This is a genomic window from Pseudomonas sp. URMO17WK12:I12 (assembly GCF_000514395.1).
Taxonomy (GTDB): domain Bacteria; phylum Pseudomonadota; class Gammaproteobacteria; order Pseudomonadales; family Pseudomonadaceae; genus Aquipseudomonas; species Aquipseudomonas mucoides.
In genome coordinates, this window is the sequence record NZ_KI911392.1 from 22,019 (window position 1) to 36,930 (window position 14,912).

Genomic DNA, 14,912 nt, shown 5'->3' on the forward strand with positions numbered 1-14,912 from the left:
GCGAGCTTGCTCGCGATGGCGATCCAACTAGCGCTGCAAAAACGCCCGATGCATCTCATCCAGCGTTTCAAAGTGATAAGTCGGTGCTTCTGCACTCAACTCTTCGTGGCTACCAAACCCGTACCCCACAGCCGCCGAGTCCAGCCCATTACTGCGCGCACCGATCAGGTCATGCTTACGATCGCCAATCATCAGGGTATTGGCAGGATCCAGCCCCTCTTCAGCCATCAAATGCGCAATTAACTCGACCTTATTCGTCCGCGTGCCATCCAGCTCACTGCCGTAGATCACCTTGAAGTGCTTCGCGAAATCAAAGTGCCGGGCGATTTCCCGGGCAAAGACCCATGGCTTGGACGTCGCGATGTATAACTGACGCCCTTGCCCACCCAAGGTTTCCAGCAGCGGGGTGACGCCGTCGAACACGCGGTTCTCGTAGAGGCCGGTGACCTTGAAACGTTCGCGATAAAAACTCACCGCCTCCCAGGCCTTGGGCTCATCGAAGTCGTAAAACTGCATGAACGCCTGCAACAACGGCGGGCCGATGAAGTGTTCCAGCTTGGTCAGGTCAGGCTCATCGATGCCCAGTTTGCTCAGGGCAAACTGGATCGAACGTGTGATGCCCTCGCGCGGGTCGGTCAGGGTGCCATCGAGGTCGAATAAAACGGTTGGGTAATGCATGAATAATCCTGGGCAATAGCGGGGCGGAGTCAGAGCTGGTCGTAACCTTCAGCCAGATGCAAATCCTTGAGCTTCGCGTAATTCGCCGCGCTGTAGGTAAAAAAGGCTTTTTCCTTGTCGGTCAGCGGGCGGATCTGTTTCACCGGGCTGCCCACATACAGGAAGCCGCTATCCAGACGTTTGCCCGGTGGCACCAGGCTGCCAGCGCCGATGATCACGTCATCCTCGACCACTGCACCGTCCATGACGATGCTGCCCATGCCGATCAGCACCCGGCTGCCCACGCTGCACCCGTGCAGCATGACTTTATGCGCGATGGTCACATCGTCGCCGATCAGCAACGGAAAACCATCGGGATTGAACGGGCCGGCATGGGTGATGTGCAGCACGCAGCCGTCCTGAACACTGGTACGCGCGCCGATGCGGATGCGGTGCATGTCGCCGCGGATCACTGTCAGCGGCCAGACAGAGCTGTCTTCGCCGATTTCAACGTCGCCGATTACCACCGCCGATCCGTCGACAAAAGCGCCTTTGCCCAGCAGCGGCGTGTGGTTCTGGTACTTGCGAAGGTTCACGATAGGGTTTCTCTCTGTTGCTGATAGCTGCGGTGAGCGTCGATTGTAATTAAGATGGCCGCATGTTTCTTCCAGCCAAGGTGCCAACCGTGAGCGTGAACAACCCTCTTTTGCAGTCCTACGACCTGCCGCCGTTCTCGGCGATCCGTGCCGAACACGTGCAACCGGCCATTGAACAGATCCTGGCTGACAACCGCGCCGCCATTATCGAGATCCTCAAGACCCAGGGCAAACAACCGACCTGGGCCGGCCTGGTGCTGGCGATGGACGAGCTCAATGATCGCCTGGGCGCCGCCTGGAGCCCGGTCAGCCATTTGAATGCCGTGTGCAACAGCGCCGAATTGCGTGAAGCCTACGAATCCTGCCTCCCGGCCTTGAGCGCCTACTCCACCGAGCTGGGCCAGAACCGCGAACTGTTCGAAGCCTTTGAAGCCCTGGCCAACAGCCCGGAAGCCGCCGGTTTCGATGTGGCGCAGAAAACTATCCTGGAACACTCCCTGCGCGACTTCCGTCTGTCGGGTATAGATCTGCCGGAAGCCGAGCAGAAACGCTACGCCGAAGTGCAGAGCAAGCTCTCGGAACTGGGCAGCCGTTTCTCCAACCAACTGCTCGACGCCACTCAGGCATGGACCAAACACGTCACCGATGAAGCCACCCTCGCCGGCCTGACCGATTCGTCCAAGGCGCAAATGGCCGCCGCCGCACAGGCCAAGGGCCTGGAAGGCTTTCTGATCACCCTGGAATTCCCGAGCTACTACGCGGTGATGACCTACGCCCAAGACCGTGCCCTGCGCGAAGAAGTCTACGCCGCCTACTGCACCCGTGCGTCGGACCAGGGCCCGAATGCCGGTCAGAACGACAACGGCCCGGTCATGGAAGAAATCCTCGACCTGCGTCAGGAACTGGCCAGACTGCTCGGCTTCGCCAGCTTCTCCGAACTGAGCCTGGCCACCAAAATGGCTGAGTCCAGCGATCAGGTGCTCAGCTTCCTGCGCGACCTGGCCAAGCGCAGCAAGCCATTCGCCGCGCAGGACCTGGAACAACTCAAAGCCTACGCCGCCGAACAAGGCTGCCCGGACCTGCAAAGCTGGGACAGCGGTTTCTACGGCGAAAAACTTCGCGAGCAGCGTTACAGCGTTGCCCAGGAAGCGCTTCGCGCCTACTTCCCGATCGACAAAGTGTTGGGCGGCCTGTTTGCCATCGTGCAGCGTCTGTACGGCATCGAGATTGCCGAACAGAAAGGCTTCGACACCTGGCACCCGGACGTTCGCCTGTTCGAAATCAAGGAAAACGGCCAGCACGTCGGCCGCTTCTTCTTCGACCTCTATGCCCGCGCCAACAAGCGCGGCGGTGCATGGATGGACGGCGCCCGTGACCGTCGCCGCACCGCTGAAGGCGTGCTGCAAAACCCGGTGGCCAACCTGGTGTGCAACTTCACCCCGGCCGACAGCGGCAAGCCTGCGCTGCTGACCCACGATGAAGTCACCACCCTGTTCCACGAATTCGGTCACGGCCTGCATCACCTGCTGACCCGCGTCGAACACGCCGGCGTTTCCGGCATCAACGGCGTGGCCTGGGATGCGGTCGAGCTGCCGAGCCAGTTCATGGAAAACTGGTGCTGGGAGCCGGAAGGCCTGGCGCTGATCTCCGGTCACTACGAAACCGGCGAGCCCCTGCCTCAAGACCTGCTGCAGAAAATGCTCGCGGCGAAAAACTTCCAGTCCGGCCTGATGATGGTGCGTCAGCTGGAGTTCTCGCTGTTCGACTTCGAACTGCACGCCACCCATGGCGATGGTCGCAGCGTGGCGCAGGTGCTCGAAGGGGTGCGTGACGAGGTGTCGGTCATGCGTCCACCGGCCTACAACCGTTTCCCGAATAGCTTTGCGCACATCTTCGCCGGTGGTTACGCGGCGGGTTACTACAGTTACAAATGGGCGGAAGTACTGTCGGCGGATGCGTTCTCGAAGTTCGAAGAAGAAGGCGTACTCAATGCCGAGACCGGTCGAGCGTTCCGCGAAGCCATCCTGGCCCGCGGTGGTTCCCAGGAGCCGATGGTGCTGTTCGTCGACTTCCGTGGCCGTGCGCCTTCGATTGACGCACTCTTGCGCCACAGCGGCCTGAGTGAGGACGCGGCAGCATGAGTGAGGGACCTGTGATTACCAAAAAACGCTTTATCGCCGGGGCGGTCTGCCCGGCATGCAGCGAGCCGGACAAACTGATGATGTGGAACGAAGACGAGGTCCCGCACCGCGAGTGCGTGGCCTGCGGTTATTCCGACACGTTGAATGAACAAGGTCTGTCCGTACCCAAGGAATTGGGCACGCGGGTCAATACGTCGGCGCTGAAAGTGCCGGACGCCAAGGTTCAGGCCGTGCAGTTTTTCCCGAACCCCAAGCTGAAGAAAAAGCCGGACGAGCAACACTGAGTCAGCACCACCTTCCCCTCGTTCAAGGGCGGAAGGTGGTATTTATCTACCGCACCTGCACCGCGCTTCCTGCTTAGGCTGAATCCTTCAGTCGCCATTCAAGTAGGACGCCATGCCTGATACCAACCCCTTTTTGCAATACTGGGACCTCCCGCCGTGGTCAGCCATCCGAGCTGAACATCTAGTGCCGGCCATCGAAACAATCATTGCTGACAACCGCCGGATCATTGCTGAAATAACGGCCAGCCAATCCGCTCTCCCGACTTGGGATGATCTGGTGCTGGCCATTGATGACCTCGATGCGCGCCTGGATGAAGCCATGGGTATCATCGAAACGCTCATGTCGGTCAAACACGACGACAACACATGGGGCGCTGCGAGTCTGCGGTGTGGCGAAGCCCTGGCGCATTACAAAACAGAGAAGATGGGTCATCGCGCGCTTTGGCGAGCCTACCGGGATCTCGCGCAAAGTCCTGCCGCCCAGAATTACGATGACGCGCGCAAAGCCGTCCTGAGCAAAATTCTGCGCGAGTTTCACTTGTCAGGGATCGAGTTGTCCGTCGAACAACACCAGAAGCTGAAGCAACTGAACGTCGAAATCGGCCTGCTCGAACGTTTGTTCTTGAGCAATTTGCAAAGCGCCAGTGCGGCCTGGTGCAAGCAGATCGACGACGTCACGCAGCTCAAAGGCTTAACCCAGGCCACTCAGGATCGCCTTGCGCTCAATGCCCGGCATGCAGGGCAGTCCGGCTGGCTGATCCACCTGGACCAGGACACCTATCATCGAATCATGACGTATGCCGAAAATCGTGCACTTCGCGAAGAGTATTTTGTCGCCTACTCCACTCGAGCTTCCGATCAAGGTCCTGACGCCGCCGGGCAATTCGATAATGAACCAGTGCTTGAGCGCCTATTGTCCCTTCGTCACCAGAAAGCCCGGTTGCTCGGGTATGAAAACTTTGCGCATCTGAACCTCGCAACAGAGATGGCGGAGTCCACGACGCAAGTCAGCGCGTTCCTGCGTCGACAGGTGACACAGGTGATACCTGCGCTTGCGCAGGACACACAGGCGCTCAAAGCATTTGCGCTGGAGCGCGGCATCAGTGAAGTCCGCGCCTGGGACCACGAATTTCTGGCCGAACAGTTCCGCCAGCAAAATATCGGTGGTGACTTGAAAAACCTGCGTGCTTATTTTCCGCTGGACGGCACATTGCGGCGGCTCTGCCTGTTCTGTGAACGCATGTTTGCCATCCAGATCGTCGAGCAGACAACGTTCAGTCATTGGCATGACAGCGTGCGCCTCTTCGAAGTCAGCGAGCATGGGCAGGTGATCGGGTACATCTACCTTGATCCTTTCCACCGAGAGGAGGCTGCGGACTATCCCTGGACCGCCACCCGCCGCAATCGACGGATAAACGCCGAGGGTCGACTGACGCGGCCAATCGCTGTGCTCCATGGAAACTTCACACCTGGCGTCAACAAGCAGCCCTGCCTGCTCGCGCACCAGGATCTGAGGGTACTTTTCCATGAGTTCGGTCATTGCTTGCAACACGTTCTGACCCGTTCGCCTCACCACAGCCTTTCCGGCATTTCCCAACTGGGGCGTGATAGCGCGGAGTTTACCGGTCAATTGTTCGAGCTTTGGTGCCTGTCAGGCGAATTTCTGCTGTGGCTGGCGGCTCATTATCAAACCGGTGAGCGCTTGAGCGAGGAGCGAATCAACAAAGCGCTGGCCGCTGTTCAAACACAGACCAGCCGGCAAACAGCCAGCCTGTTGATGGGCGCCTTGCTCGACTTCGAATTGCACCACTGCCGGGGTGATGGCCGTAGCATTCAGCAAGTGTTCGAGGATGTTCAACGCGAGATTACCGACCTGCAACTGCCGTCGTACAGCCGGTTCGCCAATGGGTTCGATTACATGGTGACCGGTTACGCAGCCTCGGTTTACGCCTACCAGTGGTCGGGCGTCCTGGCGACCGAGGCGTTCAAACGGTTTCAACTGGATTGGGTCTTTAACCCGCAAACAGGCAAGGCTTTTCGTGAAGTATTTTTTTCACCGGGCGACTCACGCTCGCTGCTGACCGCCCTGAAAGAGTTCCTTGGAGGGTCAGTCACCGACGACGTTTTTGCGGTGTTGCCAGAGGCCATTGCCCGCTAAACACACGGTTACTCAATATGGGCCGACTTGAACCAACTCTTCATCGAACACATGGCGAACGGGCTGGTGCTGCAATCGCCATTGGCCAAAGCGGTGCGAAGCTTGTCGACATCGGCCTGCATCATATAACGCACGCCATCCTTGAAATGAGTACTGTCGCCAAAGCCGCCCTCAGTCATCTCGTTCAGGGCGTCTTCCTTGCTCCAGCCCTGGATCACGACCCGGTACATGGCCGCCATCAACCCCGTACGATCGGAACCGTGCTTGCAATGCATCAACACAGGACCGTGGGACTCGGCCGCCTGAATGGCACGAAGGGCCTTGAGTACATCTGCATCATCCACGTGATTGGTGCGGTAGGGCAACTGGACCTGGGTGATCCCTGGTGTCGACAGCCAGCTTTTATCCGACTCGGGCAGGAAATTGATGACGGTTCCTACCTTCAGCTTTTCCAGCAAAGGAACGGCTCCACGGTCAGGCAATGCGCTGCGATAGAGCGTCGGGGACATTCGAAAGAGGTTGTATCGCACCTCGACCGATTGAGCCCACTCAGCCGGGCGGGGTGAAGCGCTGTCATCCGCATGGGCCAGGGTCAGGTTGAAAAGTGCAGCCATTGAAAGCAAAAACGTCGCAGGCAAGAGGCGCAGTCGGGACATGCTCGGACAACCCTGTTGAATAAGTACTGCATAGCTTCTGCTGTGAGCAGTCAAAGGCCTGTGAGCCATCCGTCAAAGAATCGTGAATTGAACAGCGGCCCCCGTTTCTTCTTGTTGCCTATAAATTCCACTTATAAAAAAACGACACGGATAAGTTCCGTGTCGTTTTAGAAGTCATCCCTGGACCCGTGGCTTTTCAACAGTCATTGATTGCACTGGTCAAACTGCAATCAAGGATTAATAATCTTTGCATACGCCTTCGCCAACGCAATCAAAACAACTTTGTCTTGCGCGTCGATTGCACCATCCCCGTTGACATCAGCTGTGTTGGTCATGGTGAAGGTGACGCCTCCATCATTCGACACGGCCTCGCGGGTGCTGGAGTCCAACAGAGAATAGGTGAGCGCCTGGTTTTCAGGGTCATAACCTTCTTCCTTTAACGCAAACTGCATGGAAACCCTAACTTCTCTTGGACTAACGATAGAAGGCGCCTGTAGTTGTAAAAACACACCGCGCTGATTGTAGCCAGACATTTATTAAATCCTTTTAATAGTGAGCACACGACAACTTCGTGTGAAACGAAGAATACTGACAACAGAGAATAAAGTGCCACGCACTTTATGTTTCTCATAATGACGAGGCGCGAAAGTTGTCAGGTGCCGAACGGCACTGGTCGATGGCGCCAAGGCCGTATACTGTATGCACATACAGCTAAAGGATTTTGTCGATGGCTACCCCTTTGCCACCTCGCGGTCGCGGCACCGCCACCAACCCGCACAACCGCTTCGCGCCGAATCGTTCGGTGGTCGAGGATGACGGCTGGTATCAGGAAGCGCCGGTCACCCAAGGCACCGAGGTGCGCATCGAAACGGCGAAAACCATCATTACCCGCAATAACTCGCCGGACTTGCCCTTCGATCGCTCGATCAATCCCTATCGCGGTTGCGAACATGGCTGCATCTATTGCTATGCGCGTCCAAGTCACGCCTATTGGGACATGTCGCCGGGGCTGGATTTCGAAACCAAACTGATCGCCAAGACCAACGCCGCAGAGGTGCTGGAAGAACAGCTGAGCAAACGCGGCTATCAATGTGCGCCGATCAACCTGGGTTCCAACACCGATCCATATCAGCCCATCGAGCGCGAGCACAAAATCACCCGTAATACCCTCGAAGTGCTGCTGCGTTACCGTCATCCAGTGACGATCATCACCAAAGGCTCGCTGATTCTTCGTGACCTGGACCTGCTGGCCGAACTCGCCAGCCAGCGACTGGTCGCGGTGATGATCAGCCTCACCACGCTGGACGATGAACTCAAACGCATCCTCGAACCGCGCGCCGCCGCACCCAAGGCCCGGTTACGGGCGATCCGCGTGATGCGTGAAGCGGGTATTCCGGTAGGTGTGTTGTGCTCGCCGATGATTCCGATGATCAACGACAGCGAACTCGAGAGCCTGCTGACCGAGGCCCATGCTGCCGGTGCGCAGAGTGCGGCCTATATGATGTTGCGCCTGCCACTGGAAGTTGCGCCGCTGTTTGAAGAATGGCTGGCGGCCCACTATCCGCAGCGTGCCGCCCATGTGTTGAGCCTGATCCGCCAGAGCCGTGGCGGGGAACTCTATGACAGCCGATTTGGCTCCCGGATGCGCGGTGAAGGACCATTCGCCGACCTGCTCGCGCAACGGTTTGCCAAAACCATCAAACGCCTGGGGCTCAATCGCCGGGAAGGTTTCGATCTGGATTGTGAAGCCTTCTGTCCGCCGGGTCGCCAGATGTCATTGATTTGAGGACAATTGACCTATGGTTGAGTAGTGGGAAACGAACAGCCCACTCAGGCCGGTCACATTTTTTGTGACCTGGAACACACGTTCTAGAGCGTTTGATTCAGTTTGAGTTAAGTTTCGACCGCTACCTTGTTCATCGAGTGACTGACGGGTCGGATTTTGCGACCTGAATGTTTTTTAAACAGCCACTGGCTTCACACCGGACAAATCGGGACACTTCCCTGGCTCCGCCTATGAGGATGAATTCATGAGTGACAAGGATAAACAGCCGTTGGCTGCGTCGGCTTCAGCCCAACCCGAGGCGGAAACCGCCGATGCAGCGCTGCAGCACATCGTTGACGGCTTTTTGCATTTCCATCACGAGGTCTTTCCACAGCAGGAAGAGCTCTTCAAAAAACTCGCCACGGCCCAAAGCCCCCGGGCGATGTTCATCGCCTGCGCCGACTCGCGCATCGTTCCTGAACTGATCACACAAAGCGCCCCCGGCGATCTGTTCGTGACCCGTAACGTCGGCAACGTTGTGCCACCTTACGGGCAAATGAACGGCGGTGTTTCCACCGCCATCGAGTACGCGGTTCTCGCCCTCGGTGTGCAACACATCATCATTTGCGGGCACTCCGACTGCGGCGCGATGCGCGCGGTACTCAATCCGCAGAGCCTGGAAAAGATGCCGACGGTCAAAGCCTGGTTGCGTCATGCCGAAGTGGCAAAAACCATGGTCCAGGAAAATTGTCATTGCGCTGATGAAAACGAAAGCATGCACATCCTCACCGAAGAGAATGTGATCGCTCAGCTACAGCATTTACGCACGCATCCATCGGTGGCCTCGCGCATGGCCAACGGTCAGCTGTTTATCCATGGTTGGGTCTACAGCATCGAAACTAGCGAAATCAAAGCTTACGACGCGGACCAGGGGTGTTTCCTGCCGCTCGATGGCAGCCATCCGATTCCGGTGGCAACGCCCAAAGCGCGTTTCTAACACCTCCTAAATCCCCGTGTGGTTGAGTCGAGGCTGCTGATTTAGCAGCCCGGCTTCGCCATGCCTGAAAAATGTCGGGAGCTTCACTATGCGTGCTGCGCAACTGAAAGCTGTTTTGCCTCGGGAGCTGCTGGCCTCGGTGGTTGTGTTTCTGGTCGCCCTGCCCCTATGCATGGGCATCGCCATCGCTTCAGGATTACCGCCCGCCAAGGGCTTGATCACCGGGATCATCGGCGGCCTGGTCGTGGGCTGGCTGGCCGGCTCTCCGCTGCAAGTCAGCGGCCCGGCGGCGGGCTTGGCGGTTCTGGTGTTTGAACTGGTTCGCCAGCACGGCGTCGCCATGCTCGGCCCCATTCTGCTTTTGGCGGGGTTCCTGCAATTGGTGGCCGGGCGCCTGAGGCTCGGCTGCTGGTTTCGGGTCACGGCGCCAGCGGTGGTATACGGCATGCTCGCCGGGATTGGCGTGCTGATTGTGCTGTCGCAGGTGCACGTCATGCTCGACGGGGTGCCCAAGCCTTCCGGGCTGGATAACCTGGCGGCCTTTCCAGCCGCGGTGATGCAAGCCCTGCCGTCGCTCGGCTGGCAAGCCGGGTTGCTCGGGCTGTCGACGATGGCGGTGATGTGGTTGTGGGAAAAATTCCGGCCTCATTCGTTGCGCTTCGTTCCGGGTGCGCTGCTGGGCGTAGGGCTGGCGACGGTCGCCAGCCTGATGCTCGCGCTGCAGGTCAAACGCGTGGAAGTCCCCGCCAACCTGGCCGAGGCCATCGATTGGCTGAAACCCGCCGACTTGCTCAATCTGGCGGACCCGACGTTGTTGGTCGCCGCGTTCGCCGTGGCGTTTATCGCCAGCGCCGAAACCCTGCTGTCGGCCGCTGCGGTAGACCGCATGCACAGCGGTCAACGATCCGATTTCGACCGGGAATTGTCGGCGCAAGGCGTGGGTAACATGCTCTGCGGTTTATTGGGTGCATTGCCGATGACGGGCGTGATCGTGCGCAGTTCGGCCAACGTGCAGGCCGGTGCTACCACGCGACTGTCGGCGATCTTCCACGGTTTGTGGCTGCTGGCGTTCGTGTTGTTGCTGTCGAGCGTGCTGCAGAGCATTCCGGTAGCGAGCCTGGCGGGTGTGCTGGTTTACACCGGCTTCAAACTGGTCGATCTCAAGGCCTTTCGAGGCTTGGGCCGTTATGGTCGGATGCCGATGTTCACCTACGCGGCGACTGCGCTGGCAATCATCTTTACTGACTTGCTCACGGGTGTGTTGATTGGCTTCGGCCTGACGCTGGCGAAACTGGCGTGGAAGGCTTCACGGTTGAAAATCAGCCTGATCGACCTGCCGGCGGATGGAGAAATGGAGTTGCGGCTGACTGGCGCCGCGACCTTTCTCAAGGTGCCAGCCTTGACCCAGGTGCTGGGCACCATTCCCGCCGGTGCGACGGTGCATGTGCCGCTCAATAACCTGAGCTACATCGATCACTCGTGCCTGGAGTTGCTGGAGGAATGGGGGCGGGCGAATGCAGCCAAGGGTTCGACGCTGCTGATTGAAGCGCGAGGGTTGAAGCGCAGGTTGGAGGGGCGGTTGCGCACTACATCCGGCGTAGGTGCTGCCGGATAAATAACCCTGTGGGAGCAAGCTTGCTCGCGATGGGGCCAGATCATCCAACATGAATGTTGGCTGACCCAACGCAATCGCGAGCAAGCTCGCTCCCACAGGTTTTGTGTTGAATCAAACCGCCGGCTGATCCAGCTCCAGGCCTACGCCCAAGCGGCGCGACATGCACGGCCAGCGTTTCCACGCGGCACCGGTATCCGGGCTGCTGAGTTTCTCGCGGTACGCTTCCACCGATTCCAAGGCAAAGCTCTGGTCGTCGAGCATCTCGTCCAGGGCGTGATGCACCACTTCGTCCAGTTGGTTGGCAAACGCCTCACCGATCAATTGGTGGGCAATCAGGTTGGCGACAGTCATGTCCAAGGGGATCAATGGCTGGCCCAGATACTTGATGTACAGGTCGTTGACCTCTTCGACAAAACGGTGTGCCAGATAGGCTTCATCCAGCAGGCTGTCGAGCCCGACGTGACCGTTCATGATGTCCGGCGGCTGAAGGAAGTACTGTTCGGCAATGTTCAGCACCGGCTTGATCTGTGACTCGATACCGGCTTCCCTGGCCACTTCATTGGCTGCTTCCAGCAGATCAGGTACTTCGTCGATGTAAGCGGCGACAAAACGTGTCAGTACGCCATTGGCGTCCGCCTCAGGCAATTGGATGGCAGGATGCAGATGAGGCAGTTTGCTTTCCAGCTGACGCGTCAGCAGGCCGGTCTCGGCTTCATGTGTTTGGGCTTTTTGGATCTGCTCGCGCAATGCGGCGGTGTTCATGAAAACTCCAGGAAACAAAGGCAATGAAATAGGGAAGACATAACTTAGCTGCCTTATGAAAAATGCTAAGACGCATTTGTCATAATTGTTTCATCCTTGAGACGCCTCCGTTATATCGATTTGCCACCACTCGTCTGCATCCTTCTCCATTCGTGACCTTGAACGCAAGTCCCAGCTGTTTCAGATCATTTACGCCATCACATTGCGAGGTCGCAGTCGCTGTCTATACTCGGGTTGGAAATGGAGTTAGCTGATGACGCCCGACTGCACACGCAGCAAGGCCCGGCGATTCAAGTTCGTAGTCTGAAAAAGCCGCTCCCTTGCCGCAGGTGAAAGCCGGCGGGATAACAAGAACGATAAGGGGAACCCGCAATGATGCGACATCCACACGTCTGGATGGGCCTCCTGTTGTGGTCGATTTTCAGTCAGGCGCAAGCCGCCTGGACTGTGAATATGGCGCCGGGAGCGACTGAAATCAGTCACGCAGTATTTGACCTGCACATGACCATTTTCTGGATCTGTGTAGTGATCGGCATCATCGTCTTCGGCGCCATGTTCTGGTCGATGATGGTCCACCGCCGCTCGACCGGGCAGGTGGCCGCAAAATTTCATGAAAGCACCACCGTCGAAATTCTATGGACCATCGTGCCCTTCCTGATCCTGGTGGCCATGGCGGTTCCTGCGACGGCCACCCTGATCAAGATGTATGACGCCAGTGAGCCGGATATCGACATCCAGATCACCGGCTATCAGTGGAAGTGGCATTACAAGTACCTGGGCCAGGACGTTGAGTTTTTCAGCAACCTGACCACCCCCGCCGACCAGATCCACAACAAGGAAACCAAGGGCGAGCACTACTTGCTCGAGGTCGACAAGCCGCTGGTGTTGCCGATCGGCGCGAAGGTGCGCTTCCTGGTGACCTCCGCCGACGTCATCCACTCCTGGTGGGTCCCGGCCTTCGCGGTCAAGCGCGATGCGATCCCGGGGTTCGTCAACGAAGCCTGGACCCGTATCGACAAGCCCGGCATCTACCGCGGCCAATGCGCCGAGTTGTGCGGCAAGGACCACGGCTTCATGCCGATTGTGGTCGAGGTCAAGGAAAAGGCCGATTACGAAAAATGGCTCGCTGACCGCAAGGCTGAAGCCCTGCAACTCAAAGAGCTGACCAGCAAGGAATGGACCCTCGACGAGCTCAAGGAGCGCGGCGACAAGATCTATCACACCACCTGCGTCGCCTGTCACCAGGCCGAAGGTCAGGGCCTGCCGCCGATGTTCCCGGCGCTCAAGGGCTCGAAAATCGCCACCGGACCGAAAGAGGGCCACCTGAGCCTGGTGTTCCACGGTAAACCCGGCACCGCCATGGCGGCGTTCGGCAAGCAGCTCTCGGAAGTCGATATCGCGGCGGTCGTGACCTACGAACGTAACGCCTGGGGCAACAACAAAGGCGACATGGTCACTCCTAAAGAAGTGTTGGAGCTGAAACAGGCGGAAAGCAAATGACCCGGTCTATTGCGCGTGTAAGGAACTGGTCGGGGCAGCGCGCCCCGGCCTGCCCAGCCCATCTGTTTGCAGGAGACAGGCCATGAGCGCTGTTATCGATGACCACGGTCACGCCGACCACGCCCACGGCCCCGCCAAAGGTCTGATGCGTTGGGTGCTGACCACCAATCACAAAGACATTGGCACGTTGTACCTGTGGTTTGCGTTCACCATGTTCCTGCTGGGCGGCTCGTTCGCGATGGTGATTCGCGCCGAACTGTTCCAGCCGGGACTGCAAATCGTCGAGCCGGCGTTCTTCAACCAGATGACCACCATGCACGGCCTGGTGATGGTCTTCGGTGCGGTGATGCCGGCCTTCGTCGGCCTCGCCAACTGGATGATCCCGTTGATGATCGGCGCGCCGGACATGGCCCTGCCACGGATGAACAACTTCAGCTTCTGGCTGCTGCCCGCGGCGTTCATCCTGTTGGTGTCGACCCTGTTTACCCCCGGTGGCGGTCCGAACTTCGGCTGGACGTTCTACGCCCCGCTGTCCACGACCTACGCACCGGAAAGCGTGACGTTCTTCATCTTCGCCATCCACTTGATGGGGATCAGTTCGATCATGGGCGCGATCAACGTGATCGCGACCATCCTCAACCTGCGCGCCCCCGGCATGACGCTGATGAAAATGCCGCTGTTCGTCTGGACCTGGCTGATCACCGCGTTCCTGCTGATTGCGGTGATGCCGGTACTGGCCGGGTGCGTGACGATGATGCTGATGGACATCCACTTCGGCACCAGTTTCTTCAGTGCCGCCGGTGGCGGTGATCCGGTGTTGTTCCAGCACGTGTTCTGGTTCTTCGGCCACCCCGAGGTGTACATCATGATCCTGCCGGCCTTCGGTGCCGTCAGTTCGATCATCCCGACCTTCTCGCGCAAACCGCTGTTCGGCTACACCTCGATGGTCTATGCGACGGCGAGCATCGCGTTCCTGTCGTTCATCGTCTGGGCGCACCACATGTTTGTGGTCGGCATTCCGCTGGTGGGCGAGTTGTTCTTCATGTACGCCACGCTGCTGATCGCGGTGCCGACCGGGGTGAAGGTGTTCAACTGGGCCAGCACCATGTGGCAAGGCTCGCTGACCTTCGAGACGCCGATGCTGTTTGCGGTGGCGTTCGTGATCCTGTTCTCCATTGGTGGGTTCTCCGGGTTGATGCTGGCCATCGCCCCGGCGGACTTCCAGTACCAGGACACCTACTTCGTGGTCGCGCATTTCCACTACGTACTGGTGCCCGGGGCGATCTTCGGGATTTTCGCCTCGGCCTATTACTGGATGCCGAAGTGGACCGGCCACATGTACGACGAAACCCTCGGCAAGCTGCATTTCTGGCTCTCGTTCATCGGCATGAACATGGCGTTCTTCCCGATGCACTTCGTGGGGCTGGCGGGCATGCCGCGGCGGATTCCTGATTACAACCTGCAATTTGCCGACTTCAACATGGTCTCCTCGATTGGCGCGTTCATGTTCGGTGCGACGCAGATCTTCTTCCTGTTCATCGTGATCAAGACCATTCGCGGCGGCCCGCCAGCACCGGCCAAACCGTGGGATGGCGCGGAAGGCCTGGAGTGGAGTATTCCGTCACCGGCGCCGTATCACACCTTCACCACGCCGCCGGAAGTGAAATGAACACCCTGCCCCTTGTAGGCGTGAGCCTGCGCGCGATTCAGGCGACGCGGTGTGCCAGATACGCCGCTATCGCGAGCCAGCTCGCTCCCACAGGGTTCGGTGTTGAGGGCTT

Annotated in this window: 13 protein-coding genes; 8 read left to right on the top strand and 5 right to left on the bottom strand. The window is 58.5% G+C overall.

Going from position 1 to position 14,912, the window contains the following annotated elements:
* Window positions 1–27 precede the first annotated feature (27 nt).
* Both D882_RS0127060 and D882_RS0127065 read right to left on the bottom strand, forming a co-directional pair.
* Entirely contained in the window at window positions 28–678 is a 651-nt protein-coding gene (locus tag D882_RS0127060; protein WP_027926119.1) for an HAD family hydrolase, read from the bottom strand.
* Between the two features lie 29 nt (window positions 679–707).
* On the bottom strand, window positions 708–1,253 hold the full coding sequence (locus D882_RS0127065; RefSeq protein WP_027926120.1) for a gamma carbonic anhydrase family protein: 546 nt from the start codon (window positions 1,251–1,253) through the stop codon (window positions 708–710).
* A 62-nt stretch (window positions 1,254–1,315) separates the two neighbouring features.
* Between D882_RS0127065 and prlC the strand changes: the two genes are divergently transcribed.
* From prlC to D882_RS0127080, 3 genes are all read left to right on the top strand, one after another.
* Window positions 1,316–3,394: an oligopeptidase A gene (gene prlC, locus D882_RS0127070; RefSeq protein WP_172825922.1), complete on the top strand. Its 2,079-nt coding sequence runs from the start codon at window positions 1,316–1,318 to the stop codon at window positions 3,392–3,394.
* Complete coding sequence (locus D882_RS0127075) at window positions 3,391–3,678, top strand: YheV family putative zinc ribbon protein (protein WP_008152496.1); 288 nt, start codon at window positions 3,391–3,393, stop codon at window positions 3,676–3,678. The genes prlC and D882_RS0127075 overlap by 4 nt, the downstream gene beginning before the upstream one ends.
* 112 nt (window positions 3,679–3,790) lie before the next feature.
* Window positions 3,791–5,836 carry a M3 family metallopeptidase gene (locus tag D882_RS0127080; RefSeq protein WP_027926122.1) on the top strand — a complete coding sequence of 682 codons (2,046 nt, stop codon included), beginning with the start codon at window positions 3,791–3,793 and terminating at the stop codon, window positions 5,834–5,836.
* 8 nt (window positions 5,837–5,844) lie between these two features.
* Here D882_RS0127080 and D882_RS0127085 read toward each other — a convergent pair whose 3' ends face one another.
* Window positions 5,845–6,492, bottom strand: coding sequence for a dual specificity protein phosphatase family protein (locus D882_RS0127085; RefSeq protein WP_027926123.1), 648 nt, complete (start codon window positions 6,490–6,492; stop codon window positions 5,845–5,847).
* Window positions 6,493–6,722: 230 nt separating this feature from the next.
* Window positions 6,723–7,025, bottom strand: a complete 303-nt coding sequence (locus D882_RS0127090) for a hypothetical protein (protein WP_027926124.1) — start codon at window positions 7,023–7,025, stop codon at window positions 6,723–6,725.
* 194 nt (window positions 7,026–7,219) lie between these two features.
* On the opposite strand from D882_RS0127090, the gene D882_RS0127095 reads away from it, so the two are divergent.
* From D882_RS0127095 to D882_RS0127105, 3 genes are all read left to right on the top strand, one after another.
* Window positions 7,220–8,278 (top strand): PA0069 family radical SAM protein, encoded by a 1,059-nt coding sequence (locus D882_RS0127095; protein ID WP_027926125.1) that lies wholly within the window; start codon window positions 7,220–7,222, stop codon window positions 8,276–8,278.
* A 244-nt stretch (window positions 8,279–8,522) separates the two neighbouring features.
* Window positions 8,523–9,254 (top strand): carbonic anhydrase, encoded by a 732-nt coding sequence (locus D882_RS0127100; RefSeq protein WP_027926126.1) that lies wholly within the window; start codon window positions 8,523–8,525, stop codon window positions 9,252–9,254.
* A gap of 88 nt (window positions 9,255–9,342) precedes the next feature.
* Window positions 9,343–10,869: a SulP family inorganic anion transporter gene (locus D882_RS0127105; RefSeq protein WP_027926127.1), complete on the top strand. Its 1,527-nt coding sequence runs from the start codon at window positions 9,343–9,345 to the stop codon at window positions 10,867–10,869.
* A gap of 111 nt (window positions 10,870–10,980) precedes the next feature.
* On the opposite strand, the gene D882_RS0127110 is transcribed toward D882_RS0127105, so the two are convergent.
* Entirely contained in the window at window positions 10,981–11,631 is a 651-nt protein-coding gene (locus D882_RS0127110; protein ID WP_027926128.1) for a hypothetical protein, read from the bottom strand.
* 372 nt (window positions 11,632–12,003) lie between these two features.
* On the opposite strand from D882_RS0127110, the gene coxB reads away from it, so the two are divergent.
* Together coxB and ctaD are read left to right on the top strand one after the other, a co-directional pair.
* Window positions 12,004–13,131 carry a cytochrome c oxidase subunit II gene (gene coxB / locus D882_RS0127115; RefSeq protein ID WP_027926129.1) on the top strand — a complete coding sequence of 376 codons (1,128 nt, stop codon included), beginning with the start codon at window positions 12,004–12,006 and terminating at the stop codon, window positions 13,129–13,131.
* A gap of 82 nt (window positions 13,132–13,213) precedes the next feature.
* Window positions 13,214–14,800, top strand: coding sequence for a cytochrome c oxidase subunit I (gene ctaD / locus D882_RS0127120; protein WP_027926130.1), 1,587 nt, complete (start codon window positions 13,214–13,216; stop codon window positions 14,798–14,800).
* Window positions 14,801–14,912 lie beyond the last annotated feature (112 nt).

Bases quoted from the DNA above. Each gene is read 5' to 3' on its own strand.
- D882_RS0127060 (WP_027926119.1), bottom strand. From the start codon at position 678: ATGCATTACCCAACCGTTTTATTCGACCTCGATGGCACCCTGACCGAC.
- prlC (WP_172825922.1), top strand. From the start codon at position 1,316: ATGTTTCTTCCAGCCAAGGTGCCAACCGTGAGCGTGAACAACCCTCTT.
- D882_RS0127075 (WP_008152496.1), top strand. From the start codon at position 3,391: ATGAGTGAGGGACCTGTGATTACCAAAAAACGCTTTATCGCCGGGGCG.
- D882_RS0127080 (WP_027926122.1), top strand. From the start codon at position 3,791: ATGCCTGATACCAACCCCTTTTTGCAATACTGGGACCTCCCGCCGTGG.
- D882_RS0127085 (WP_027926123.1), bottom strand. From the start codon at position 6,492: ATGTCCCGACTGCGCCTCTTGCCTGCGACGTTTTTGCTTTCAATGGCT.
- D882_RS0127090 (WP_027926124.1), bottom strand. From the start codon at position 7,025: ATGTCTGGCTACAATCAGCGCGGTGTGTTTTTACAACTACAGGCGCCT.
- D882_RS0127095 (WP_027926125.1), top strand. From the start codon at position 7,220: ATGGCTACCCCTTTGCCACCTCGCGGTCGCGGCACCGCCACCAACCCG.
- D882_RS0127100 (WP_027926126.1), top strand. From the start codon at position 8,523: ATGAGTGACAAGGATAAACAGCCGTTGGCTGCGTCGGCTTCAGCCCAA.
- D882_RS0127105 (WP_027926127.1), top strand. From the start codon at position 9,343: ATGCGTGCTGCGCAACTGAAAGCTGTTTTGCCTCGGGAGCTGCTGGCC.
- D882_RS0127110 (WP_027926128.1), bottom strand. From the start codon at position 11,631: ATGAACACCGCCGCATTGCGCGAGCAGATCCAAAAAGCCCAAACACAT.
- coxB (WP_027926129.1), top strand. From the start codon at position 12,004: ATGATGCGACATCCACACGTCTGGATGGGCCTCCTGTTGTGGTCGATT.
- ctaD (WP_027926130.1), top strand. From the start codon at position 13,214: ATGAGCGCTGTTATCGATGACCACGGTCACGCCGACCACGCCCACGGC.